Genomic DNA, 25,255 nt, shown 5'->3' on the forward strand with positions numbered 1-25,255 from the left:
TAGACGTGTCAAAGAAAACAAAACGTAAAAATACGAAAAAACCGCAATCCAAGGCGAATTGGATTACAGCGGGAGTCATCGCCTTAATCGTATTGGTGGGAGGATTACTTCTTGTCTTCACGGATCGAGAAGATTCTGCATCGAAGAACGGCAATCTAACGGCTACACAAGTCGCAGATAAAGTAAAATCCGGTGATGAATTCTATACGTATTTCTATCAAACGGGTTGTTCCCACTGTGAAAAAGTAAAACCATATCTCGTCCCGCTTGGTGAAAAACAAGATATCCCATTCGAACAGATCGACCTTGCTGTCGAACAGTCGGCTTGGGATACGTTTGGTATCGAGGGTACACCGACTGTCGTTCACTTTAAGGACGGTAAGGAAGTTGGACGTGTCGCAGGTGAGCAAACGGAAGACAGCTATAAAGAGTTCTTCGCTGGAAAAGACGTAGAGGACTCAAAAGAAGAATCATCTGGTGATCTCAATGATTAAAAAATGGTTTTACTCTCGTGTGTTCGAATTAAATGGACACCCGCTTGTTGCCAAACAACTGAAACGTTTTGCGATGAGCCGTATCAGTCGTCCGTTTATCCGTCCGTTCGTTCAGGCATACGATTTAAATATGACAGAAGCGACTCGGAGCCTTGAAGAGTATTCGAGTTTACATGACGTCTTCGTTCGTCATGTCAAACCGGAAATGCGACCGATCGATCAAGCAGAAGGCGCATTCGTCAGTCCGTGTGACGGTGTGCTATCCGTCGTTGACGATTTGACGGCTGATAGCCGCTTTACCGTCAAAGGACAATCGTATACGGTATCCGAGTTACTCGGTTCCCATCATGAAGCACAGCAATATGTCGGTGGACGTGTAATGATCTTTTACTTAAGTCCGCAAAACTACCATCGTGTTCATGTACCGATGGATGGAACGGTCCGGACGAGTTATACGCTCGGTCGCGATTCGGCACCAGTAAATGAGATTGGTCTCACACATGCGCTTCGCCCATTGACTCGGAACTACCGTCGTGTGACACGCATCGTCCAAGGGAAACATGCTCTTGAACATGTCATGGTCGGTGCACTCAACGTCAACTCGATCGTTCGGACGAACGAGTCGAAGGGCCTTCGTCGCGGGGATGAGTTCGGATACTTCTCATTCGGTTCGACGGTCGTCCTGATTTGTCCGAAAGATGCATTGACGTTAGACAGTCAAGCAATCGGACCAGTTTTAATGGGGCAACGCCTCGGACAATGGCATTCATGAAAGCGAGACGCCCGTTTTGGGCGTCTCCTTACGTTTAGGAGGAATGAATCATGCCGGCACTGGCATTAGCAGAAATCGGAAGTACACAGGTCCAAACGTATATCGCACTCATCATTTTTTTAGTGACCTATGGCTTCATCATCAGTGAAAAAGTAAGTCGGGCGATCGTCGCCTTGCTTGGAGCTCTCGCGATGGTCATCATCGGCATCGTGGATCTCGAGACTGCATTATTTGAATACATCGAGTGGGGAACGATCGTCTTATTGATTGGCATGATGATTCTCGTCACGATTGCCAACCAATCTGGCTTGTTCGAATACATCGCAATCCGTGCGGCGAAGACGACGAAAGGTGATCCGATCAAGGTGTTGATTTTACTGTCTGCATTGACGGCACTTGGATCTGCTTTTCTTGATAACGTCACGACGGTTCTATTGATCGTTCCAATTACGTTTTCGATTACGAAGATACTTAAGATTGCGCCGTTTCCGTTCTTGCTCGCAGAAGTATTGTTTGCAAACATCGGTGGGACGGCGACCTTGATCGGCGATCCACCGAACATCATGATTGGTGCTGCGAATCCACACTTAACGTTTAACGCCTTTTTAGTGAATCTCGCACCGATTATTCTCGTCATCACGGTTGTAACGATTGGCATTCTGTACTTCATCTTCCGCAAACAACTGCATGTCGAAGCGGAAGATCGACAGAAATTGATGGAAATCGATGAGAAGAGTTATATTGTCAGTCGCAAATTGGTCACACGGAGCAGTATCGTCCTCGTCAGTACGATTGCGTTGTTCGTGTTGCATCCGGTGCTTGATCGAATCGGACTCCATCTCGAAGCACCGGCCATCGCGATCCTTGGAGCGACGGTCCTAATGTTGCTGACGATCGAAAACGATCATCAGCTCGAAGGAATTTTTGCCCGCATCGAATGGACGACGATCTTTTTCTTCGCCGGACTGTTCGTGCTCGTCGGCGGGATTCAGGAGGCGGGTATCATTCGCTACCTTGCGGAAAAGACGATTGATTTGACAGGCGGTGATATCAAGACGACAGCAACTGCTGTGCTTTGGTTGTCCGGTATCGCCAGTGCGACGATCGATAACATCCCGTTCGTCGCGACGATGATTCCACTCATCAACGATGTGGCTGCTGGGATCGGATTGTCACCAGCAGATGCGAAAGTGGACGTGTTATGGTGGTCCCTCGCACTCGGTGCCTGTCTCGGTGGTAACGGAACATTGATTGGTGCGTCGGCGAACGTCATCGTCGCGGGTCTTGCAACACGACAAGGTGAAAAATTCACCTATATGCGCTTTTTGATTTACGGAGCACCGATCACGATCGTAACGTTGATTCTATCCCAACTCTATCTGTGGATTCGGTATTATTAAGAAAACGGAAGGTCCGCCTTCCGTTTTCTTTTGTGCGTCGCTCTTACTACCTGATTGTGCTATAATCGAACGATAAGAGCATAACTGTTTCTTAAACTTAACTATAGAGCTAGACCATTATCTGGAGGTTTTATTCTTGTTCAAACGACTTTATCCGAAACATTTCGTGGCTTCGATCTACGATATCGACCTTGAAATGCTCAAACGAAACGGTGTCAAAGCTATTTTGACCGATCTTGATAATACACTCGTCGCATGGAATATCGCAGATGCTCCAGACGAATTGGTTGCTTGGCTGGATATGGTGAATAATCAATATGGTTTCGACGTCATCATCGTATCGAACAACAATGGAGATCGCGTCAAGAAGTTCGCGGATCCACTCGGATTGCACTACATTGCGCCTGCTCGAAAACCGCTTCCTATCGGGTTTAAACGGGCATTGACGGAATTCGGTTATCACGCGAAGGAAGTTGTTTTCTTAGGAGATCAACTCTTTACGGATGTACTCGGTGCAAACTCCGTTGGAATCGAAGTCATCCATGTTCAACCCGTCGTTAAGACGGACGGTGTCGTCACGAAATTCAATCGCCTGATGGAACGTGTCATTTTCCGCCGGATGAAACGCAAAGGAATCTATAAATTGACACAACGTGTCAAAGAAGATCCTTCTGTGCTGGAACATCCGATCGAAACACTTCGTCAGGATAAGCAACAATAACCCTGTCAGATCGGTAGATGAAAGGGAAGGCAGCAGTCGCAACATGTACGGCGAGAGGTCGGAAGTTACGCTCTTGGAGTAGCGAGCAGGGCGCTACGGTGAAAAGAGAAGGGATATCGTTCCCGCATGCGGCTCAACATAATATGATCGAAGAAATCCACTGCGCTGGTTGTGGTGTCGCCATTCAAACGGAAGACACAAAAGCACCAGGATACGCACCTAAATCTGCACTTGATCGTGAAATGGTCATTTGCCAACGTTGCTTTAAGTTAAAGCACTACAATCAAATTCAAGATGTATCGTTATCGGACGATGATTTCGTTAAAATCTTAGACGGAATCGGTCAAAAAGATGCACTTGTCGTTAAAATCGTTGATATCTTCGATTTTAATGGAAGCTGGTTACCGGGATTACATCGGTTCGTCGGTAAAAACGACGTCTTACTCGTTGGGAACAAAGCCGATTTATTACCGAAGTCACTAAACCCGAATCGTCTCATGAACTGGATGCGTCAAGCATCGAAAGAACTCGGATTACGTCCAGTCGACGTTCATCTGATCAGTGCGAAAAAAGGGCACGGAGTTGATGAACTTGCTGAAAAAATCGATTATTATCGAAAAGGCCGCGACGTCTATGTCGTTGGTTGTACGAACGTCGGGAAATCGACGCTGATCAACCAAGTCATCAAACGCTTCGGTGAAGAAGATGAGGCCGTCATCACGGTCAGTCACTTCCCAGGTACGACACTTGATTTGATCGATATTCCACTCGATGATAACTGTAACCTGTATGATACACCAGGGATCATCAATCACCACCAAATGGCTCACTATGTGGATGCAAAAGACTTGAAGCTGATCACACCGAAAAAAGAGATCAAGCCACAAGTCTTCCAAATCCATCCGCAACAGACGCTCTTCTTTGGAGGTCTTGCGCGATTGGACTATATGGAAGGGAACAAGCGTTCATTCGTCATCTACATGTCGAACGAATTGAAAGTTCACCGGACGAAGCTTGAAAAGGCAGACGATCTATATGCGAACCACAACGGTGAGCTGTTGTCTCCGCCAAACGAAAAGACGCGTGAGATGCTACCGCCGCTTGTCCGTCATGAATTCAGCCTCCGCGACAACATGAAGACGGATATCGTCTTCAGTGGACTCGGGTGGGTTGCGGTTCACGGAAAAGGTGGACGTGTCGCTGCTTACGCCCCGAAAGGTGTCGCTGTATCCTTACGTGAGGCGCTCGTCTGATGCGCTTTGCCGTCATCGGTCATCCGATTGCCCATTCACTTTCACCTGAGCTGCATACAGCTTGGCTGGAAGCGGCTGGGCTTTTCGGCTGTTATGACCTCATCGATGTAACGGAGCAGCAATTGCCGCAAATCATTACGAAATTACGCACACATCAGCTAGACGGAATCAATGTGACGATTCCGCATAAAACAGCAATCATTCCGTATCTGGATCGGCTAGAGCCGGCAGCTCAAAAAGCAGGCGCCGTGAACACGGTGTACCGGCAGGATGGGCAGTTGATTGGTGCGAATACAGATGGAATCGGATTCGTCCGCGCGTTGACAGAACGTCGTCCGTCATTTCAAAAAACGCTCGTTCTTGGTGCGGGCGGTGCGGCGCGAGGTATCATTGCTGCGTTACCCGGAGATGTGACAATCACGAATCGTACAGAAGAACGCTCTAAGGCAGTTGCCGATGAATTTGGAGCAAACGTTCTACCATGGCAAGAAACACTTGATTTAACGAGTTACGACGTCATCATCAATACGACTTCTGTCGGGATGGCGCCACATATCGAGGCACGTCCAATCGAATTGACAGAGACGCACGCCTTGATTTGTGATATTATTTATCGACCGACGCCGACCCGTCTATTGCGTGAAGCGACTGAAAAAGGTCTCGACACACTTGACGGCGTCCCGATGTTCGTCTTACAAGCGGCTGAAGCATTTGAACGCTTCACCGGACAAGCACCTGACCTTGCACTTGGCGAGCAGGTGATACGAAAGCAATTGGAGGAATTTTAATCATGTTAACAGGTAAACAAAAACGTTTTTTACGCGCGACAGCTCACGATTTAAACCCGATTTTCCAAGTCGGTAAAAATGGAGTCGGCGAAGCGATGTGCGCTGATTTGATGGATGCGCTTGAAAAACGGGAACTCTTGAAAGTACAAGTATTGCAAAATTGTGCGGACGCACCAAAGGATGTCGCACAAGAACTCGTCGCAGGAACGAATGCTGAACTCGTTCAAGTCATCGGAAAAGTCATCGTTCTTTATAAAGAATCAAAAGAGAACAAGACGCTCGAATTGCCACGATGAAAATCGGACTGATGGGCGGAACGTTCGATCCTCCGCATATCGGTCATCTCCTGATTGCCGAACAAGCGCAGGAACAACTCGAACTCGATGCGGTCTGGTTTTTACCGGCGAATGTGCCACCGCATAAACAACGTACTGTCACAGAAGCAACCAAACGTCTACGTCTTATTGAAGAAGCGATTGCATTGAATCCGACCTTCTCCGTCTCAGCGATCGAGTTTGAGCGCGAAGAGCCTTCCTATACGTATGATACGATTCGTGCACTCAAGCACCGGTACCCGGAGCATGAGTTTCTGTTTCTCATTGGAGCGGATTCACTCGTTAGTCTCGATACGTGGTATCAAGCCGAACAGTTATACGAGGAAGTCGTCTTTGGTGCCGTCGCTCGACCGGGCAGTCGGTATCTGATTCCACGCGGTGCTCATGTGAAAGCAGTCGATATGCCATTACTAGAAATTTCTTCAACGGATATCCGGCAACGGGTCGCGCGCGGACGGAGCATTCGCTACCTTGTACCGGAAGCCGTTCGACAACGGATTGAGGAGTGGGATCTATATGCGCCTTGAAGAAGCACGTCAAATCATTGAGCGTACGTTGCCTGAACGACGCTATGTGCATACATTAGGTGTCGTCGAGACAGCGCGACACTTGGCTCTTAAATATGGTGTTGATGAAGAAGAAGCAACACTTGCTGCCATGCTCCATGATTATGCGAAATACCGCGATACGAATGAGATGCGTTCGATTGCCGTTGAGTTGAATCAACGTGTTTTACTCGATTATGATGACGAACTGCTTCATGCGCCAGTGGGTGCGGAGCTTGTCCGTCGAGAACTTGGTCTTGATTCAGATGTGATTTATCAAGCGATCGCAAATCACACGACGGGGGCACCCGGTATGCCGTTGCTTGATCAAATCATCTTCGTCGCGGATGCGATTGAACCGAATCGCAGTTATCCAGGTGTTGAAGCGCTTCGTGAAGTAGCGGAGCAGGATTTGACGGACGCCGTCATCGCTACACTCAGTCAAACGATTCATTTTTTATGTAAGAAACAAGCCATCATCTTTCCGCGAACGATTGAGACTTATAATGCCTTCGTCGCGGCCAAACGAAAGGGGACCGTCCTATGACAGTCGAACAAGAATTACAATTAATCGTAAATGCCATCGACGATAAACGCGCTGAAGATATCGTCGTCCTGAATATGTCGAGCATCTCACCAGTTGCCGATTATTTCGTCATCTGTGAAGGGAATTCAGAAAAACAAGTACAGGCGATTGCACGTGAACTCAAAGAAATCGCGCACGAACATAACCTACCGATCAAACGTCTCGAAGGATTCGATGCGGCACGTTGGGTGTTAGCGGATCTTGAAAACGTCGTCGTTCATGTCTTCCACCGTGACGATCGTGATTACTATAACCTCGAAAAACTCTGGGCAGATGCTCCAAAGGTTGAAGTCGAGGTCAACTAATGGCATACGAACAGTTCGCCTACATCTATGATGAATTGATGCAAGACGTCCCGTACGATCAATGGGTCGACTGGGTCAAAGCATATGTTCCGACTGGAAGTACGATTGCTGATATCGGATGTGGAACGGGTACGGCGACACTTGCATTAGCGGCACACTATGAAATGCTCGGGATCGATTTATCGGAAGAGATGCTAGAAGTCGCGCAAGAGAAGGCGATGGAAGAGGGATTAAGCATTCAATTCTGGGCGCAAGACATGCGCGAAATCGAATTGCCGACACCTGTCGATGCTGTGACAATACTATGCGACTCCTTGAACTATCTCCGGACGGAAGAGGATGTCAAACAGACGTTTACACATGTAGCAGCAATCCTCAAAGAGGGTGGACGTCTCTTATTCGATACACATTCTCCTTACAAGATGGAAACGTTGTTCAATGGAAAGACATACGCGACACATGCCGAGCAAAGTTCGTATATCTGGTTCGCGGATCCTGGTGAAACACCGCTTTCTGTCGTCCATGAACTGACTTTCTTCATCGAGGAAGAGGACGGTCGCTATGAGCGTGTCGATGAAACGCATCATCAGCGGACATATCCTCCGGCACAATACGTGACGTGGTTACGCGAAGCGGGATTCCGTGTCCTTGCCGTCACAGGCGATTTTGGACCGGATGCTCCTTCTGAGACAGCCGAGCGGATTTTCTTCGTTGCTGAAAAAATGTAAAAGTGATCTCATCCGTCTTCTTTAAGCGATACACGTTCGTGTTGCTTAAAGGAGACGGATTTTTTGTTCGTCAAACAGACGCTAATTCAAAGTAACAGTATGGATGTTATGACCTTCATCCGACCTAACACATAGTATTGTGTTGTAAAAGAGTGGTTAGTACGTATTCCTTCGTTTCCTGAAGTCCGTAGCGACCTGTTAGAGTCGTGGGAAAAGGAGGGATTCGTCTTGACCGTTCCACGTTTGCAACAAATCGCAGGTCTCGTCGTCGTCCTGCTACTCATCGTTTTATTGTTCGTACCATTACCCTCTTGTTCGAATGAAGCGATGGTCGATCAACCGTCCTTAACGGATAAACAACAAGAGGCAAAAGCAGAGCCAGCAGAAAAGGAGACCTCGATTCGTGACAAACTCATCATGGTCGATGTGAAAGGGGCGGTAGAAGCACCTGGACCCTATCAATTCCACCTCGGTGATCGAGTGAAGGATGCAATCGAAAAAGCAAAGACGACTGCGAAAGCGGACATTCGACAAATGAATCTTGCGGCACGTCTCATTGATGGACAGGAAGTCATCGTGCCGGTAAAAAAGACGAAAGATCAGCCGAAATCAACGAAACGCTCAAAAGCAGAGATACCAAAAGGATTGATTGATCTCAATGCGGCAACAGCGGAACAGTTGATGGAGGTTCCGGGAATCGGTCCTGCCAAAGCAGAAGCGATCTTGGCCTATCGGGAGGAGAAGGGAGGATTTGCGACGTATGAATCACTCGGAGATGTGAAGGGTTTTGGGGAAAAGACGTTAGAGTCGCTTAAATCCTACCTGATCGTCTACTGATGCCGCTATATGCCCTGTTTGTGCTCTTACTCGTTGTTGCCGTTAAAGAATCAATCTGGTGGTTAGTAACGTTGATGTTGTTTGCTGTCATGAAATCATGGTCTTTTTCAATCGGTCGTCTCTTCTGTTTGCTCATTCTGAGTTGCCTTTTCATCGGAATGGGTCATCTGTCACCTGAACCGCATGACGTCTCGTCTGTTGACATTTTATCAGGTAAGCGTAATGGGGATCGAATTCGCTATGAGGCAGAGAGCAACGATCAATCGGTTCTGTTGACGGCGACGATTGCAGAAGAAGAGACAGGATACGAACGAATCGGGTACTCCTGTCGTGTCAATACGGAGCCGCTCGACGTCCGGCAACAATCGAATGCGGGAGGTTTTGACGAACAGCAATTCATGCATACACATCGTTACGCTGGAAAGTGGGAAGTCCGTTCATTTGATTCCTGTCATCCGACACCTGGGTATGCGGCAGAAGGAAGACGGGTACGTGAAGCATGGTTGAAACGGATTGAAGAATTGCTACCACAAAAGCAAGCCTTCTACGTCGAAGCACTTGTGTTTGGTGAGGATCGATTAATGGATCAAGTGACGCTCGAACGGTTTAAGAAATTCGGCTTATTACATGCGATCGTCATCTCAGGATCACATATCGCTTTTTTAGTGTTTAGTCTGTTGTATGTCTTACGAAAAATCAGAATGACCAAAGAAAAACGACTTGATATCGTTCTTGTCTTACTGCCGATTTACGGATGGTTGACGGAGTGGAGTCCTCCAGTCACACGAGCTGTTCTTGTCGCGATCATTCTGTTGCTCGGTCGTCGTTTCCATAAACCGTTAGATCCGGTGGAGGTCATTGCGGGGGTCGCAGCTTTTCAATTGGCGATTCAACCAACTGTCATTTACGATATCGGATTCCAATTGACGGTCGGACTGACGCTGTTTCTTGTGCTGTCGAGACGACTCATGGGTTCGGTTCGTCGTCCTTGGAACTGGCTGCTCATCAGTGCTTGGGCACAGTTTGGAACCCTCCTCTTTTTGCAAGGTATTGAACAGACGACTGTTTCAATTTGGTCGCCATTGTTGAACCTATTGATTGGTAGCTGGATTGAATGGGTGATTCTTCCGGGATCATTCATTCTTGCGACCCTTCCGTTCTTACCGATTCGTTCAACGTTTCAGATCGCGCATCAGTATGCGATTCAATGGATGGATCAAGCGTTACGACTGGCGGAGGATATACCGTTGGCGATGGTTGCCGTTCCAGCATTTTCTCCTATCGTCTTGACGATCGTCGTTGTCGGAACGGGGATTGCTTGGTTCATTGCTGAGCGGAGATGGTGGGGGCATGCTCTCCCGTTGATCCTTTTACTTGCGGCATGGGGCTACACGGAGTGGCGCGCACCCGAACAAATCACTTTTTTAGATGTCGGGCAAGGCGATAGTATCGTGCTTGAGAAAGCAGGAGAGACATTCGTCGTGGATACGGGTGGCGTTTATCAACAAACGACGCATCCACTGCTTCGTCCGTTTGATCCAGGTAGTCATATCGTCGCGCCCTTTTTATTCACACGAGGAGAAGCAGAAATCGACGGTCTCATCGTGACACATGCTGATCACGATCACGTCGGTGGACTTCTAGGTGTACTGCGTCAAGTTCGCGTGAAAACCATTTATTTAGGTGCGTATGACAACACGGATGAGAAGCGAAACGATTTGATTCGTTCCATCGAAGCAACTGGGACGCGTGTTGAGTTCGTTCAAAAGGGTCGAACGATTCGTCCTTGGTTGCAGGTTCTTGCACCGACTGGACGAGAGGAAGAAGAGAACGATCGGTCTATCATATTACTTGCACAGATCGCCAAGCAACGTGTTTTGTTGACGGGCGACGCTGGTTTAGCAATCGAGGACGAGTTAACGATTGGTCCGATCGATATTCTAAAAGCAGGTCATCACGGGTCGAACACGTCGACCGGTGAAGAACTCTTGCGGAAGACGAATCCGAAGATTGTCATCTTGTCAGTCGGACGGAAAAATCGATACGGGCATCCGCATCCGGACGTCCTCGAACGAATCGGAACAGATCGGATCGTCTTTCGAACGGATGAGGACGGGAGTGTAACTTGTTCTTCAGCGGGCTGTGAACCTATGATAAAATAAAAAAACAGCAACCCCCCAAGGTTGCTGTTTTACTGATTATAGACTTAAGAACTTAATTGCGACACCGATGATGAACAAGACTGCGAAGAAGCCGAATGATGCACCAAAACCAACGGCAGAGTCGAGCGCATCGTTGCGTTTTGATTGAATATCGTTCTCGAACGCGTTTTCACTTGGTGGGCGTACTGAATGTGCCATGCTGCATTCCCCCTTAATAGATTCCGCTTCTAGTATAGCGGAATAAAAGAGGATTATCTATGATGAAGTTAAGAACAAACTGTGAAATGTGGTGGGAATGATGAAAACTCCTTGGCTCGTCAATGGAAAATTAGCGAATTTATACTTATTATATGGAACAGAACGACACTTGTTAGAAGAGTGGGAACGTGAAATCGTAAAAGCAGCTCTTCCGGACGGAGAACGCTTTGATTATATGAAAATCGATTTGAACGACCAACCGCTTGATGCGGTACTCGATGAAGCAGAGACGGTACCCTTTTTAAGCGACTACCGTGTCGTCGTTGCAAAACCTGCAACGTTTCTGACAGGAGCGAAAGATAAAAAACAACATAACCTCGAACGGTTAGCAGATTATATCCTACAACCGGCAGACTACGCGGTCGTCGTCTTGATCGTCGAAGCAGAAAAGCTCGATGAACGAAAAACCGTCGTCAAACGATTGAAGGAGCGCGCGACGGTACTAGAGGCAAAAAAACCGACGACCGAAGAGTTGTTCCGCTTCGTTCTGGATGCTGTCAACGACAAAGGATACCGGATGGAACGTCCGGCAATCGAGCGACTCATTTTCTTGACTGCTGAGATGTGGGGAACATTAGCCCATGAACTTGAGAAGTTGATGTTGTTTGCAGGGGACCGACCAACAATCGAAATCGAGGATGTCGATTTGCTTGTTCCGCGGACATTAGAGGACAACGTCTTTCAATTAACGGACTATTTGATGAAGCGTCAACTCGAACCAGCGATCCGCTTGATTCGCGACCTTGAAAAACAAGGACAGGAAGTGTTGGCTCTCCTTGGACTGATGGCACGCCAATACCGGATGATGTTGCTGTCGAAACGATTAGCAGAACAAGGATACGGAGAACGACAAATCGCATCAAAAGTCGGAGCTCATCCGTATGCGATTAAATTGGCACTCCAGTCTGCCAAACGGTTTACGTTTGCGCAGCTCGAGCAAGCACTCATCGCCATCACGACGACAGATGAAGGTATGAAAACAGGACGCGGTGATAAGAAGATTCTATTCGATGCGTTGATTGTTCGCTTAGCGACGCTATAAGAGGAGGCAAACGATGATGGAAGTCCAGATCATTACAGCAGAAGAGGTCATCCCATTACGGCATGATGTGTTACGTCCACATCAACCACGTGAAGCATGTATCTACCCAGACGATGCGCTTGCATCGACGTTTCATCTCGGCGGGATAAAAGGACAACAAATCGTCGCAATCGGTAGTTTCTCGGAACAATCGCATGCACAAGCGCCAGGAGCAACGTATCAGCTTCGTGGTATGGCGTCGAGTGAAGACGTGCGTGGTGAAGGGTATGGTCGGGCGCTGATCGAAGAAGCCCGTCGTCTATTGAAAGAACGACAAGTGACAGCATGGTGGTGTAACGCCCGCGTCACGGCACTTCCTTTTTATGAACGCCTCGGACTGGAACGTATTGGAGAACCGTTCCTCATTGAAGGGATCGGTCTTCACTATGTCATGATCGATCGTCTAGACGACAAGTAAGGCAAGAAATGGCGGACGAAGGAATCGTTTTACACGAGTCCTTCGTCCGCCATTTTAGATCATATAAAAAATCGCCACTGGAGATACCTCCTAGTGGCGACCCATCACCGTATTCTTCGGAAAGAATTAAAGTGCGTTTACGAGTTTAGCGAGACGTGATTTGTCACGACCAGCTTTGTTGCTGTGGATGAGACCTTTAGCAGCAGCTTTGTCGATTTTTTTAGAAGCTGTAGCGAAAGCAAGGACCGCTTGGTCTTTGTTACCTTCAGCTGCGAAAGTTTCGACTGCTTTAATCGCTGAACGCATTGCCGATTTACGTTGTACGTTAGCGACGCGGCGTTTTTCAGCTGTTTTAACGCGTTTGATTGCTGATTTAATGTTAGCCATGGATGATTCACCTCCAATAAAACTCATTCGAGATTTATATTCGCATATCTGCAGTTATCGTTCAACAGAACAAACACAATTGTAGCAAACGTTTTTCTTAAAAGCAATACGACGTCTAGGGAATCTTAACATTTTGTTTTTCGGGTAAAACAAAACGAGATAGTACAGTGAAGCGCTTTTTGGTATAATGAACCGTATGTACGTTTGAAAATAAGGTAAGGTGACTCTAAACATGACGAATGAAGACCGTTTAAAGCGGCAGAAGAGTATTCGTAACTTCTCGATCATTGCCCATATCGATCACGGGAAGTCGACACTCGCTGACCGAATTTTAGAAAAAACTGGCGCGTTGACATCGCGCGAAATGAAAGATCAGACACTTGATGCCATGGATCTCGAACGTGAGCGTGGCATCACGATTAAACTCAACGCTGTTCAATTGAAGTATACAGCAAAAGATGGGGAAGATTACATTCTTCACCTCATTGATACACCTGGACACGTCGACTTCACATATGAAGTCTCGCGTTCACTTGCAGCTTGTGAAGGGGCTGTCCTCGTCGTCGATGCGGCGCAAGGAATCGAAGCGCAGACGCTTGCGAACGTTTACTTAGCACTCGACAACGATCTCGAAATCCTTCCGATCATTAACAAAATCGATTTACCTTCTGCGGACGTCGAGCGCGTCCGTCAAGAAATCGAAGATGTCATCGGTCTTGATGCGTCTGAAGCCGTTCCGACTTCTGCGAAGGCAGGGATCGGCATCGAAGAAATTCTCGAACAAATCGTCGAGAAAGTACCAGCTCCAACGGGTGATCCGTCTGCACCACTCGAAGCATTGATCTTTGACTCGTACTATGATGCTTATCGTGGTGTCGTTGCATCAATCCGAGTCGTCAACGGAACAGTTAAGGTTGGCGATAAGATTCGGATGATGTCGACAGGTAAGGATTTTGAAGTTCTAGAACTTGCCGTCGCGACGCCAAAACCATTACGTCAGCAAGAATTGACGGTCGGTGATGTTGGGACGTTGTCTGCGTCGATCAAAACGGTCGGCGATGTACGTGTCGGGGATACGATCACGCTCGCGAAACAGCCGGCTGCTGAAGCGTTACCAGGATACCGGAAGATGAATCCGATGGTGTACTGTGGACTCTATCCAATCGATGCTGCGAAATACAACGATTTACGAGAAGCGCTTGAAAAATTACAACTCAGTGACGCGGCGCTTGAGTTCGAACCAGAGACATCACAAGCACTCGGATTCGGATTCCGTTGTGGATTCCTCGGAATGCTCCACATGGAGATCATCCAGGAGCGGATCGAACGAGAGTTCAACATCGATATGATCACGACGGCACCGTCGGTTATCTACCACGTGACGACGACAGCGGGTGAAGTCTTGCACGTCGATAATCCATCGAAGATGCCGGATCAGCAAAAAGTCGAATTCATCGAAGAGCCGTTCGTTAAGGCTGCTGTCATGACACCGAATGATTACGTTGGTGCCATCATGGAGTTGTGCCAGAAGAAGCGCGGAACATTCGTCGATATGCAATACATCGATACGACACGTGTCAAAATCACGTATGAGTTGCCGTTATCTGAGATCGTCTACGACTTCTTCGATCAGTTGAAATCGAGTACGAAAGGGTATGCGTCACTTGATTATGAATTGATCGGCTACCAACAGTCGCGTCTCGTCAAGATGGACATCCTCCTCAATAACGAAAACGTCGATGCGCTCAGCTTCATCGTTCACCGTGACTTTGCATACGAACGCGGGAAAGTCATCGTTGATAAGTTGAAGGAATTGATTCCACGGATGCAGTTCGAAGTACCGATTCAGGCTGCTGTCGGAACGAAGATTGTCGCGCGTTCGACGATCAAGGCATTACGGAAGAACGTTCTTGCGAAATGTTACGGGGGAGATATCTCTCGGAAACGTAAGTTGCTCGAGAAGCAAAAAGAAGGTAAGAAACGCATGAAGATGGTAGGCTCAGTAGAGGTACCGCAAGAAGCCTTCATGTCCGTTCTATCCATGGACGAAGATTAAACAGGTGGGGGGCGCTTGCGTCCCCTTTTTGGTTTTTATAGAGAAAGGATGAGGCGAAATGGGAATACGCGCCGCATATGTCCACATCCCTTTTTGTGAACATATTTGTTATTACTGTGATTTCAATAAAGTCTTTTTAAAGAATCAGCCCGTCGATGAATACCTCGATGCACTCGAACGAGAAATCGAACTGACGCTGAAACAATATCCGACGGATCATCTCGAGACGATTTTCATCGGGGGCGGCACACCGACTGCTTTAAACGAACCACAGATGCAACGGCTGATGGAAATCATCCAGAAGCACTTGTTGCCACTGACAGGTGATGATTTAGAGTATACGGTCGAGTCGAACCCGGACGGTGTATCGGAAGAAAAACTCGATATCATGAAGGCGGGTGGTGTCAACCGCGTCAGCTTTGGTGTCCAGTCGTTTGACGACGGATTGCTCGAACGGATCGGTCGGACGCACCGCGAAGCGAAGGTCGCGCAGACGCTCGATGCAGCCGCGAAACGGTTTGACAATATCTCCGTCGACTTGATGTTCGGATTACCGAATCAGACGCTCGATCAGGTTCGTTACGACGTCACGCGGGCACTTCAATTGCCGATCACGCATATCTCATCCTATTCATTGATTTTGGAACCGCACACGGTCTTTGCGATTCAGGAGCGAAAAGGAAAATTACCGCTTCCGACGCAAGATCTCGAGGCGGAGATGTATCAAGTGATGATTGAAACGATTGAAGCAGGCGGATATGCGCAGTATGAGATCTCGAACTTCGCGCAAGCTGGAAAAGAGAGCCGGCATAATCGTGTCTATTGGGAAAACGATGAGTACTACGGATTCGGTGCAGGCTCACACAGCTATATCAACCAGACGCGTCGTGCGAACATCGCACCGATTCCGCATTATATCAAAGCGGAAGGATTACCGGTTCGAAAAGAGACACCGTTGACGAACGTCGAGCGGATGGAAGAAGAGATGTTCCTCGGACTTCGAATGAAGGATGGCGTATCGCTCGAACGCTTCCGGACGAAATATGGAGTAGTGTTTGAAGATGTGTTTGGTGACGTCATGAAACGGTTGTTGCCAAACGGTCTCGTCGAACAGACGGAGACACATATCCGTTTGACGCCAGCCGGGGTTCCGCTAGCGAACGAAGTCTTTGCAGAGTTCATCGGTGAAGCGCAGGTTCAATGAATCTTGAATAAATGAAAGGAAGCGGTGTTCCCTTAAAAAAGAGGAATACCGCTTCTTTTCATTTTTTGGATTTCCTTAAAAAATAGGCAGTCGTTCCGATGACCGCGATGAACAGCCAGACAAAGACTCCTGCCATTGCCAATAATTCAATCATCCGATTCATCCTTTCCGTTCTTTGTTTCACTGTATCGCAGAATGGGAAACTGTTCAAAGGGTCACGCAATTCGGTTGACATCGGACGGACAATTCCTTATAGTAAAAGATGTAATTAGCACTCGTTAAAAGTGAGTGCTAACAAAATAAGGTGGTGAAGAAGGTGCTGACGGATCGTCAATTGTTGATTTTACGTGCAATCGTCGATGATTACATCAAGACTGCTCAACCCGTCGGCTCACGGACGCTCTCAAAACGAGACGACGTGACGTTCAGTTCCGCGACCATTCGTAACGAGATGGCGGACCTCGAAGAGATGGGTCTGATTGAAAAGCCACACACTTCCGCAGGACGGATTCCTTCCGAACTCGGATATCGTTTTTATGTCGACCATCTGATTCGTCCGGAAAGCATCACACCAAAAGAAGCACAGGCATTGAAATCACTCTTTGCCCATTCCGTGAATGAGAATGATCGGTTGATTCGGCACACAGCAGACCTGTTGAGCGATTTAACCCATTACACGACGCTTGTACTTGGACCAAAAGAAGACGGACAACGCCTGCATCATTTAGAATTGATTCCTCTTGCCGAAGGTCGTGTCGTCATCGTTCTCGTCACGGAGACGGGGCATGTCGAACACAAGACATTGCAATTGAATCAAGCGTTGTCCCAGGAAGCAGCGAGCCGGCTGATGGAACGTCTGAATCAGACGTTACGCGGTACGCCGCTCTCATCCTTGCGCAGTCGTCTGCTCGAGGAAATCCGCCGCTTCCGTTCAGAGCATTCTGAACAGACGGTATTACTCTCGAAGGCACTTGATCTCGTCTTGACGGATCAAGAGGAGCGCCCGTTCATCTATCTGGGCGGGAAAGCCAACATGTTCGATCAGCCCGAATTTCAGGACGTTGCCAAACTACGACCTGTTCTCGAGTTGATCGAACAGCAAGAAGCCGTTCTCGATTTCCTCCGACCGAATCTCGATAATCAAATCTTGATCACGATCGGGAGTGAGAACAATGTGGATGCATTAAAAGATTGTAGCGTCATCCGGGCCCATTATTCGGTCGACGGTGTCTCGATCGGGACACTCGCATTGATCGGACCGAAACGGATGGATTACAACCGGGGAATCAACTCGATCATCCATCTACTTCAAGCATTCCAAACCGAATTGCATAAGAACAATTTGGATTGAATATAGAAAGGGGCTCGATTCAGAGTGGAAGAAAAAGAACAGAATCAAAACCTCCAACAAGAAGAAAACGTGACAGAGCCGACTGAAACCGTCGAAGTCACAGAAGAAGAAGTCATCCAAGCGGATCTCGTCGAAGACGAGAAACCAGACTTCGAAGCACAACTCGCAGAAGCAAAAGCTTCAGAGTTACGCCTCCGTGCGGACTTTGAGAACTTCAAACGTCGCAACCGTGTCGAAGCGGAGAACCGCGCGAAGTATTCTTCACAAGCGATCGTCGAAAAGCTATTGCCGCTCGTCGATAACTTGGACCGTGCGCTCCAAATCGAGACAGAAAACGATGAGACGAAATCCGTCTTGACGGGTGTCGAGATGGTAAAACGTCAACTCGTTGAAACGCTTCAAAATGAAGGCGTCGTCGAGATTCCAGCTGTCGGTGAAGCGTTCGATCCGAACTTACACCAAGCAGTCGTTCAAGAAGCGAGCGAAGAACACGAATCAGGTATCGTCATCGCTGAATTCCAAAAAGGGTACAAATTGCACGATCGTGTGATTCGTCCGAGTATGGTTAAAGTAGCTGAGTAACCAGCTTGCACTTTATTATTCCAATCATTGAAAGCGAGGAAATAGATCATGGCAAAAATCATTGGTATTGACTTAGGTACAACGAACTCATGTGTCGCAGTAATGGAAGGTGGCGAACCGGTCGTCATCGCTAACGCAGAAGGAAACCGTACGACACCATCTGTCGTCGCATTCAAAAACGGTGAGCGCCAAGTAGGGGAAGTCGCAAAACGTCAAGCGATCACGAACCCGAACACGATCATGTCGATCAAGCGTCATATGGGTACGGACTATAAAGTAGAAGTCGAAGGCAAAGACTACACACCACAAGAAGTCTCTGCAATCATTCTTCAAAAATTAAAAGCACAAGCAGAAGACTACCTCGGTGAAAAAGTCACAGAAGCTGTCATCACAGTACCAGCTTACTTCAACGATGCAGAACGCCAAGCGACAAAAGACGCTGGTACGATTGCTGGTCTTGACGTAAAACGGATCATCAACGAGCCTACAGCGGCAGCACTCGCATACGGTCTCGAAAAAGGCGAAGATCACACGATCCTCATCTATGACCTTGGTGGCGGTACGTTCGACGTGTCGATCCTTGAACTCGGTGATGGCGTTTTTGAAGTTGTTTCAACTGCTGGTGACAGCCGTCTTGGTGGAGATGATTTCGACCAAAAAATCATCGACCATCTTGTAGCAGAATTCAAAAAAGAAAACGGCATCGATCTTGCTCAAGATAAGATGGCGCTTCAACGTTTGAAAGATGCAGCTGAAAAAGCGAAAAAAGACCTTTCAGGTGTTTCTTCAACACAAATCAGCCTTCCGTTCATCACAGCTGGCGCATCAGGTCCACTTCACTTGGAAATGACACTTTCACGCGCGAAATTCGACGATCTCACAGCAGATCTCGTTGAACGTACGATGGAACCAACACGCCGTGCTATGAACGATGCAGGTCTGACACCAGACAAAATCGACAAAATCATCCTCGTTGGTGGTTCGACGCGTATTCCTGCAGTTCAAAAAGCAATCCAAGATTTCACTGGTAAAGAATCGTTCAAAGGGGTTAACCCGGATGAAGTCGTTGCCCTCGGTGCAGCTGTTCAAGGTGGCGTATTGACAGGAGACGTCAAAGACGTCGTTCTTCTCGACGTAACTCCACTCTCACTCGGTATCGAGACAATGGGTGGCGTGATGACGAAATTGATCGATCGTAACACAACGATCCCGACTTCAAAATCACAAGTCTTCTCAACTGCAGCAGACAGCCAACCAGCTGTTGACATCCACGTCCTCCAAGGGGAACGTCCGATGGCAGCAGATAACAAAACACTTGGTCGCTTCCAATTGACGGACATTCCACCAGCACCACGTGGCGTGCCACAAATCGAAGTTAAATTCGATATCGATGCGAACGGTATCGTTAACGTTTCTGCGAAAGATCTCGGAACGAACAAAGAACAGTCGATCACGATCCAATCATCAAGCGGTTTGACTGAAGCGGACATCGAGCAAATGGTCAAAGATGCAGAAGCAAACGCGGATGCTGACAACAAGCGTAAAGAAGAAGTCGAATTACGCAACGAAGCAGACCAACTCGTCTTCGCGACAGATAAAGCAATCAAAGACCTCGGTGAGCAAGTCGCTGACGCTGATAAAGAAAAAGCAGAAGCTGCAAAAGAAAAAGTAACAAAAGCTCTCGAAGGAACAGACATCGAAGCAATCCGTTCTGCAAAAGACGAATTGTCGACAGTTGTTCAAGAGTTGACACAAAAAGTCTACGAGAACATGGCACAGCAACAAGCTGGCGCTGAAGGCGCACAAGCTGGTGGCCAAGACGACAACGTCATGGACGCTGAGTTCGAAGAAGTCGACGAGAAAGACAACAAGTAATTCATCCGACCGATTTTTCGGGCGCTAGAGAGAGCCAAAGCGTATCCGCGCTTTGGCTCTTTCCATGTCGCACGAAGTTCGGTAAAATCAAACAGTATGAAATGAATCGGAATAGAGAGAGGAAGACTGCACGTGGAAAAACGCGATTATTATGAAGTACTAGGCGTCGCGCGCGATGCCTCATCAGCGGAAATCAAACGCGCGTACCGTAAGCTTGCCCGGACGTATCACCCGGACGTCAACAAGGAAGCAGATGCGGATGCGAAATTCAAGGAATTATCGGAAGCATATGAAGTGTTATCCGATGACAATAAACGAGCACGTTACGACCAATTCGGTCACCAAGATCCATCACAAGGTGGCGGTGGATTCAGTGGAGCTGAAGGATTTGGCGATATCTTCGACATGTTCTTCGGTGGCGGACGTCGTCAAGATCCAAACGCACCACGTAAAGGACAGGATTTACAATACGTCGAGGAAATCGACTTCATGGAATCGGTCACAGGCGTCGAGAAGACGATCACGATCCCAGTCGAAGAAGATTGCGGTACATGTCATGGTTCGGGTGCTAAACCAGGAACACATCCGGAAACCTGTAAACGATGCGGTGGTTCGGGTCACATCAACGTCGAACAAAACACGATGTTCGGTCGTGTCGTCAACCAAACGACATGTTCGACATGTCATGGCCGTGGACAAATCGTCAAGGAGCCATGTGAAACATGTCGTGGAGCCGGTCGCGTTCGTAAAAACAAAGATGTCCGTGTCAAAATTCCAGCAGGGATCGACAATGGGCAACAAATCCGCTTAGCAGGAAAAGGGGAAGCTGGTGTCAACGGTGGACCAGCGGGTGACTTGTATGTCGTTGTTCGTGTCGCAGCACACGAACTGTTCGAACGTGTCGATGATCATATCGTCATGGATATGCCACTGACATTCGCACAAGCAACACTTGGAGATGAGATTGAAGTACCAACCGTTCACGGTAAGGTCAGTCTGAAGATTCCAGCCGGAACACAGACAGGATCGCGGTTCCGTCTCCGCGGAAAAGGGATGCCGAACGTTCGGTCTGGTCACCATGGCGACCAGTACGTCAATGTCGTCGTCATCACACCGAAGAACCTAACGGAACGCCAAAAAGAACTATTACGAGAATTCAATGAAATTAGCGATGAAAAAGGTGTCGAAGAGCAACACGAAGGTGTCTTCAGCCGGATCAAGACATTCTTCACAGGGTGATCACTACAGAGGAGCGTGACAAGAAATGAAATGGTCAGAGATCTGTGTCCATACGACACAAGAAGCCATCGAAGCAGTTTCAAACATCTTACATGAAGCGGGAGCAAGCGGAGTCGTCATCGAGGACGTCGAAGATTTCGAGATGATGTCCCACCGCGAAGATAACTTCGGTGAAATTTGGGATGAGACGAAACGAGACGAGTATCCGACACAAGGTGTACTCGTGAAGGCGTATCTTGCAGAAAGCAGCGATTTGACGGACACGATCAAAGGCATCGAACATGATATCCAGCAGTTGACGAACTTCGGTTTGTCGATTGGCACGGGTGCTGTCACGCTGACTCAAGTAGATGAAGAAGATTGGGCTCATTCATGGAAACAATTCTATAAGCCGGTCAAAATTAGTCGCCATCTGACGGTCGTCCCAATGTGGGAAGATTATACACCACAACCGGATGAAAAAATCATCGAGCTCGATCCAGGTATGGCATTCGGAACGGGAACACACCCGACGACGGTCCTCTGTATTCAAGCGATTGAGAACTACTTGCAAGAGCAAGACCGTGTCGTCGATGTCGGAACGGGATCCGGTGTCCTAGCGATTGCAGCTGCGAAGCTTGGGGCAAAGGATGTCTTTGCACTCGATTTAGACGAAGTCGCTGTCAAATCAGCGACGGAAAACGTCGCTTTGAACGAAGTCAGTGAGCAGATTACGGTCCGTCAAGGCGATTTGATGAAGGAATTGAGTGAGCCGGTCGAGTTGATCGTCGCGAACATCTTAGCGGAAGTCATCCTCCTCTTCGTCAAGGATGCCTATACATTGACGTTACCAGGCGGCCATTTCATCGCTTCCGGTATCATTAGTCAGAAGAAGGATATGGTCGTTCAAGCGATGCAAGAAGCAGGATTTACGATCGTCGAGACAACGAAGCTTGAGGACTGGGTCGCGATCATCGCGAAACGGGAGGCGTAAACACATGCAACGGTATTTCGTCGAGCCCTCGATGCGTCAGGGAGATGTGTTTTATCTCCCGAAAGACGACGCACACCATATGAAAAACGTCATGCGGATGGAAGTCGGCGGAGAGATTCTCGTACTCGACGGGACAGGTCTTTACCGGTGCCGCCTGGAAGCACTCGATAAACAAGCGGCTTCTGCCCGGATCGAAGAGACTCTACCGATCGAGACGGAGTTACCGATTCGTGTGACGATCGCCCATGGATTGCCAAAAGGCGATAAAATCGAACTCGTTGCCCAAAAAGCAACGGAACTCGGGATCCATCATCTACGGATTTTCGAAGCCGACCGTTCCGTCTCGAAATGGGATCAAAAGAAGGTTCCGAAAAAGATTGAACGACTCGAAAAAATCGTCAAGGAAGCAGCGGAACAATCGTACCGTGCCCACTTGCCGACAGTCGACTTCGTGGCGTATGATGAAGTCTTACAGGATGCATCGAACTATACGGCTTGTCTGGTTGCCTATGAAGAATCAGCGAAACAAGGGGAGGCCTCCGTCCTCGCTACGACGCTTGCTGGGCTGCAAGAGGGCGATTCCCTTCTTGTCGTCATCGGACCTGAAGGTGGGTTCGCTGAAGCAGAAATCGCACGTTTGACGGATGCCGGTTTTAAAAAAGCCGCTCTAGGGCGTCGCATCTTACGGACGGAAACGGCACCATTTTATGTCCTTTCCGCCGTCTCGTATCATTTTGAATTGAAAGGGTGAACGAAATGGCAACTGTTGCCTTTCAAACGCTTGGCTGTAAAGTCAACCATTACGAAACAGAAGCTGTCTGGCAACTGTTCAAGGACGCTGGCTACGCACGCGTTGATTTTGCGGATCATGCGGACGTGTATGTCGTCAATACATGTACGGTCACGAATACTGGAGATAAGAAAAGTCGCCAAGTCATCCGACGGGCGATTCGCCAAAATCCGGATAGTGTCATCTGCGTAACGGGCTGTTATGCCCAAACGTCTCCTGCTGAGATCATGGCGATTCCTGGCGTCGATGTCGTCGTCGGAACGCAAGATCGGCATAAAATGATTGGATACATCGAACAATTCCGTGAAGAACGCATGCCAATCAATGCGGTCGGAAACATCATGAAAGCAAAAGTCTATGAAGAACTGGATGTACCGGCTTTTACGGACCGGACACGGGCTTCGCTGAAAATTCAAGAAGGTTGTAACAACTTCTGTACGTTCTGTATCATCCCATGGGCGCGTGGTCTCATGCGGTCTCGTCAACCGGAAGATGTCTTGAAGCAAGCACAACAGCTCGTTGATGCGGGTTACAAAGAAATCGTCCTGACGGGAATCCATACAGGTGGATACGGAGAAGACTTGAAAGACTACAACTTAGCAAAATTACTTAAAGCACTCGAATCCGTCAATGGACTTGAACGCTTACGCATTTCGTCGATTGAAGCGAGTCAAATCACGGACGAGGTACTTGATGTCCTGAAGGATTCGCCGATCGTCGTTCGTCACTTGCACGTTCCGATCCAGTCGGCATCGGATACGGTCCTTCGCCGGATGCGCCGCAAGTATACGATGGCGGAATTCGGAGAACGGATCACGCGTCTGAAGGAAGTCCTGCCTGACTGTGCAATCACGTCGGATGTCATCGTTGGTTTCCCAGGTGAGACGGAAGAAGAGTTCATGGAAACGTTCAACTTCATCAATGATCATAAGTTCAGTGAATTGCATGTCTTCCCGTACTCGAAACGGACCGGTACACCGGCTGCGATGATGGACGATCAAGTCGAGGAATCGATCAAAGAAGAACGCGTCGCGCGTTTGATTGCTTTATCAGATCAACTCGCGAAGGAATATGCTTCGAAATACGAAGGAGAACTGCTTGAAATCATTCCGGAAGAATTCTCGGAAGAAGCAGGTGGTCGTCTCGTCGGTTACACGGATAACTATCTGCGTGTCGCAATCGAAGGTGATGAATCAATGATCGGACAACTCGTTCGTGTTAAAATCACGAAAGCGGGCTATCCGTTGAATGATGGTCAATTCGTTCGCATCATGCAGACATTAAAAGACGCTGCGGTCTAATCGAAAGGGCAAAGGAAACCTCTGGTTTTCTTTGCCACTTTTTTTGTTTTCATTTCAGGAATGCGCTACACTGAATACAGTTCAATTAAGGAAAGAGGATATCATTCATGCGAATCAACAAATTCATTAGCGAAACGGGCTTTTGCTCAAGACGTGCTGCCGATAAACTAATCGATGCAGGTCGTGTGACGATCAACGGTCTGACAGCAGAACTCGGCTCGCAAGCTGAAGAAACGGACGTCGTTGAAATCGACGGTCAGCCGCTCCAGACAAAACCAAAACCTGTCTACATCGTCTTAAATAAACCAGTCGGCATCACATGCACGACGGAGCTTGATATCGAAGGAAATATCATCGATTTCGTCAATCATCCGAAGCGGATTTTCCCAATCGGTCGCCTCGATAAAGATTCAGACGGCTTGATTCTTTTGACGAATGACGGTGATGTCGTTAACCGGATCTTACGAGCAGAAAACAATCACGATAAGGAATATATCGTGACCGTCGATGCACCAATTACGGATACGTTCATTCAAGGGATGGCGAGTGGTGTTGACATTCTCGGTACGACAACGAAGGAATGCATCGTTGAACCACTTGAGACACGGACATTCCGGATCATTTTGACGCAAGGGTTAAATCGTCAGATTCGCCGTATGTGTAAAGAGTTCGGCTACCGAGTTAAGCGTCTCCAACGCGTCCGGATCATGAACATCGAGCTTGGCGATTTACCAATCGGTTCTTGGCGTGATTTGACAGAAGAAGAATTACGCGAGTTGTTTACGACGCTTGACGGGCAATAAGGTTCAATGAA

27 protein-coding genes are annotated in these 25,255 nt (G+C 48.1%); 25 read left to right on the top strand and 2 right to left on the bottom strand.

Annotated elements, in window-relative coordinates:
• Nucleotides 1-5: 5 nt before the first annotated feature.
• From ACZGCQ_RS00560 to ACZGCQ_RS00620, 13 genes are all read left to right on the top strand, one after another.
• On the top strand, nt 6-494 hold the full coding sequence (locus ACZGCQ_RS00560) for a thioredoxin family protein (RefSeq protein ID WP_029340984.1): 489 nt from the start codon (nt 6-8) through the stop codon (nt 492-494).
• On the top strand, nt 487-1,266 hold the full coding sequence (locus ACZGCQ_RS00565) for a phosphatidylserine decarboxylase (protein WP_481265082.1): 780 nt from the start codon (nt 487-489) through the stop codon (nt 1,264-1,266). The genes ACZGCQ_RS00560 and ACZGCQ_RS00565 overlap by 8 nt, the downstream gene beginning before the upstream one ends.
• 50 nt (nt 1,267-1,316) lie before the next feature.
• The gene (locus ACZGCQ_RS00570) at nt 1,317-2,666 is read left to right on the top strand and encodes an ArsB/NhaD family transporter (RefSeq protein WP_051656221.1); all 1,350 of its coding nucleotides are present in this window, start codon (nt 1,317-1,319) and stop codon (nt 2,664-2,666) included.
• Nucleotides 2,667-2,802: 136 nt separating this feature from the next.
• Nucleotides 2,803-3,387: a YqeG family HAD IIIA-type phosphatase gene (locus ACZGCQ_RS00575; RefSeq protein WP_029340987.1), complete on the top strand. Its 585-nt coding sequence runs from the start codon at nt 2,803-2,805 to the stop codon at nt 3,385-3,387.
• Between the two features lie 143 nt (nt 3,388-3,530).
• The gene (gene yqeH, locus ACZGCQ_RS00580; protein WP_023467421.1) at nt 3,531-4,640 is read left to right on the top strand and encodes a ribosome biogenesis GTPase YqeH; all 1,110 of its coding nucleotides are present in this window, start codon (nt 3,531-3,533) and stop codon (nt 4,638-4,640) included.
• Complete coding sequence (gene aroE, locus ACZGCQ_RS00585; protein ID WP_481265083.1) at nt 4,640-5,428, top strand: shikimate dehydrogenase; 789 nt, start codon at nt 4,640-4,642, stop codon at nt 5,426-5,428. The genes yqeH and aroE overlap by 1 nt, the downstream gene beginning before the upstream one ends.
• 2 nt (nt 5,429-5,430) lie before the next feature.
• Entirely contained in the window at nt 5,431-5,724 is a 294-nt protein-coding gene (yhbY, locus tag ACZGCQ_RS00590; protein ID WP_023467424.1) for a ribosome assembly RNA-binding protein YhbY, read from the top strand.
• On the top strand, nt 5,721-6,290 hold the full coding sequence (gene nadD, locus ACZGCQ_RS00595; protein WP_481265084.1) for a nicotinate-nucleotide adenylyltransferase: 570 nt from the start codon (nt 5,721-5,723) through the stop codon (nt 6,288-6,290). The genes yhbY and nadD overlap by 4 nt, the downstream gene beginning before the upstream one ends.
• A complete protein-coding gene (gene yqeK, locus ACZGCQ_RS00600; RefSeq protein ID WP_023467426.1) occupies nt 6,280-6,855 on the top strand; it encodes a bis(5'-nucleosyl)-tetraphosphatase (symmetrical) YqeK in 576 nt (191 codons plus the stop codon). The genes nadD and yqeK overlap by 11 nt, the downstream gene beginning before the upstream one ends.
• Nucleotides 6,852-7,199 carry a ribosome silencing factor gene (rsfS, locus tag ACZGCQ_RS00605; protein WP_029340991.1) on the top strand — a complete coding sequence of 116 codons (348 nt, stop codon included), beginning with the start codon at nt 6,852-6,854 and terminating at the stop codon, nt 7,197-7,199. Before yqeK ends, rsfS begins: the two co-directional genes overlap by 4 nt.
• On the top strand, nt 7,199-7,927 hold the full coding sequence (locus tag ACZGCQ_RS00610; protein WP_341086919.1) for a class I SAM-dependent DNA methyltransferase: 729 nt from the start codon (nt 7,199-7,201) through the stop codon (nt 7,925-7,927). Before rsfS ends, ACZGCQ_RS00610 begins: the two co-directional genes overlap by 1 nt.
• A 228-nt stretch (nt 7,928-8,155) precedes the next feature.
• Nucleotides 8,156-8,764 (top strand): helix-hairpin-helix domain-containing protein, encoded by a 609-nt coding sequence (locus ACZGCQ_RS00615; protein WP_481265085.1) that lies wholly within the window; start codon nt 8,156-8,158, stop codon nt 8,762-8,764.
• Nucleotides 8,764-10,926 carry a DNA internalization-related competence protein ComEC/Rec2 gene (locus tag ACZGCQ_RS00620; RefSeq protein WP_481265086.1) on the top strand — a complete coding sequence of 721 codons (2,163 nt, stop codon included), beginning with the start codon at nt 8,764-8,766 and terminating at the stop codon, nt 10,924-10,926. The genes ACZGCQ_RS00615 and ACZGCQ_RS00620 overlap by 1 nt, the downstream gene beginning before the upstream one ends.
• A gap of 36 nt (nt 10,927-10,962) precedes the next feature.
• On the opposite strand, the gene ACZGCQ_RS00625 is transcribed toward ACZGCQ_RS00620, so the two are convergent.
• Nucleotides 10,963-11,124, bottom strand: coding sequence for a YqzM family protein (locus tag ACZGCQ_RS00625; protein ID WP_023467431.1), 162 nt, complete (start codon nt 11,122-11,124; stop codon nt 10,963-10,965).
• A 100-nt stretch (nt 11,125-11,224) separates the two neighbouring features.
• On the opposite strand from ACZGCQ_RS00625, the gene holA reads away from it, so the two are divergent.
• The gene (holA, locus tag ACZGCQ_RS00630) at nt 11,225-12,226 is read left to right on the top strand and encodes a DNA polymerase III subunit delta (RefSeq protein ID WP_023467432.1); all 1,002 of its coding nucleotides are present in this window, start codon (nt 11,225-11,227) and stop codon (nt 12,224-12,226) included.
• Between the two features lie 13 nt (nt 12,227-12,239).
• Nucleotides 12,240-12,683, top strand: coding sequence for a GNAT family N-acetyltransferase (locus ACZGCQ_RS00635; protein WP_481265087.1), 444 nt, complete (start codon nt 12,240-12,242; stop codon nt 12,681-12,683).
• Between the two features lie 126 nt (nt 12,684-12,809).
• Here ACZGCQ_RS00635 and rpsT read toward each other — a convergent pair whose 3' ends face one another.
• On the bottom strand, nt 12,810-13,070 hold the full coding sequence (gene rpsT / locus ACZGCQ_RS00640; RefSeq protein ID WP_023467434.1) for a 30S ribosomal protein S20: 261 nt from the start codon (nt 13,068-13,070) through the stop codon (nt 12,810-12,812).
• Nucleotides 13,071-13,302: 232 nt separating this feature from the next.
• Here rpsT and lepA point away from each other — a divergent pair, with 232 nt between their 5' ends.
• From lepA to rluF, 10 genes are all read left to right on the top strand, one after another.
• Nucleotides 13,303-15,126 carry a translation elongation factor 4 gene (lepA, locus tag ACZGCQ_RS00645; protein ID WP_029340997.1) on the top strand — a complete coding sequence of 608 codons (1,824 nt, stop codon included), beginning with the start codon at nt 13,303-13,305 and terminating at the stop codon, nt 15,124-15,126.
• Between the two features lie 58 nt (nt 15,127-15,184).
• Nucleotides 15,185-16,330: a radical SAM family heme chaperone HemW gene (gene hemW / locus ACZGCQ_RS00650; protein ID WP_481265088.1), complete on the top strand. Its 1,146-nt coding sequence runs from the start codon at nt 15,185-15,187 to the stop codon at nt 16,328-16,330.
• Between the two features lie 316 nt (nt 16,331-16,646).
• Nucleotides 16,647-17,681 (top strand): heat-inducible transcriptional repressor HrcA, encoded by a 1,035-nt coding sequence (hrcA, locus tag ACZGCQ_RS00655; protein WP_481265089.1) that lies wholly within the window; start codon nt 16,647-16,649, stop codon nt 17,679-17,681.
• Nucleotides 17,682-17,705: 24 nt separating this feature from the next.
• Nucleotides 17,706-18,263 carry a nucleotide exchange factor GrpE gene (gene grpE / locus ACZGCQ_RS00660; protein ID WP_029341000.1) on the top strand — a complete coding sequence of 186 codons (558 nt, stop codon included), beginning with the start codon at nt 17,706-17,708 and terminating at the stop codon, nt 18,261-18,263.
• Between the two features lie 48 nt (nt 18,264-18,311).
• On the top strand, nt 18,312-20,138 hold the full coding sequence (gene dnaK / locus ACZGCQ_RS00665) for a molecular chaperone DnaK (RefSeq protein ID WP_035398411.1): 1,827 nt from the start codon (nt 18,312-18,314) through the stop codon (nt 20,136-20,138).
• A gap of 132 nt (nt 20,139-20,270) precedes the next feature.
• The gene (dnaJ, locus tag ACZGCQ_RS00670) at nt 20,271-21,377 is read left to right on the top strand and encodes a molecular chaperone DnaJ (RefSeq protein WP_023467442.1); all 1,107 of its coding nucleotides are present in this window, start codon (nt 20,271-20,273) and stop codon (nt 21,375-21,377) included.
• A 25-nt stretch (nt 21,378-21,402) separates the two neighbouring features.
• Nucleotides 21,403-22,350, top strand: a complete 948-nt coding sequence (gene prmA, locus ACZGCQ_RS00675) for a 50S ribosomal protein L11 methyltransferase (RefSeq protein ID WP_029341002.1) — start codon at nt 21,403-21,405, stop codon at nt 22,348-22,350.
• A gap of 4 nt (nt 22,351-22,354) precedes the next feature.
• Nucleotides 22,355-23,101 (top strand): 16S rRNA (uracil(1498)-N(3))-methyltransferase, encoded by a 747-nt coding sequence (locus tag ACZGCQ_RS00680; protein WP_481265090.1) that lies wholly within the window; start codon nt 22,355-22,357, stop codon nt 23,099-23,101.
• Between the two features lie 5 nt (nt 23,102-23,106).
• Nucleotides 23,107-24,441, top strand: a complete 1,335-nt coding sequence (gene mtaB, locus ACZGCQ_RS00685) for a tRNA (N(6)-L-threonylcarbamoyladenosine(37)-C(2))-methylthiotransferase MtaB (protein WP_481265091.1) — start codon at nt 23,107-23,109, stop codon at nt 24,439-24,441.
• Nucleotides 24,442-24,548: 107 nt separating this feature from the next.
• Complete coding sequence (rluF, locus tag ACZGCQ_RS00690; RefSeq protein WP_023467446.1) at nt 24,549-25,244, top strand: 23S rRNA pseudouridine(2604) synthase RluF; 696 nt, start codon at nt 24,549-24,551, stop codon at nt 25,242-25,244.
• Nucleotides 25,245-25,255 lie beyond the last annotated feature (11 nt).

The organism is Exiguobacterium sp. HSB13, from assembly GCF_056764755.1.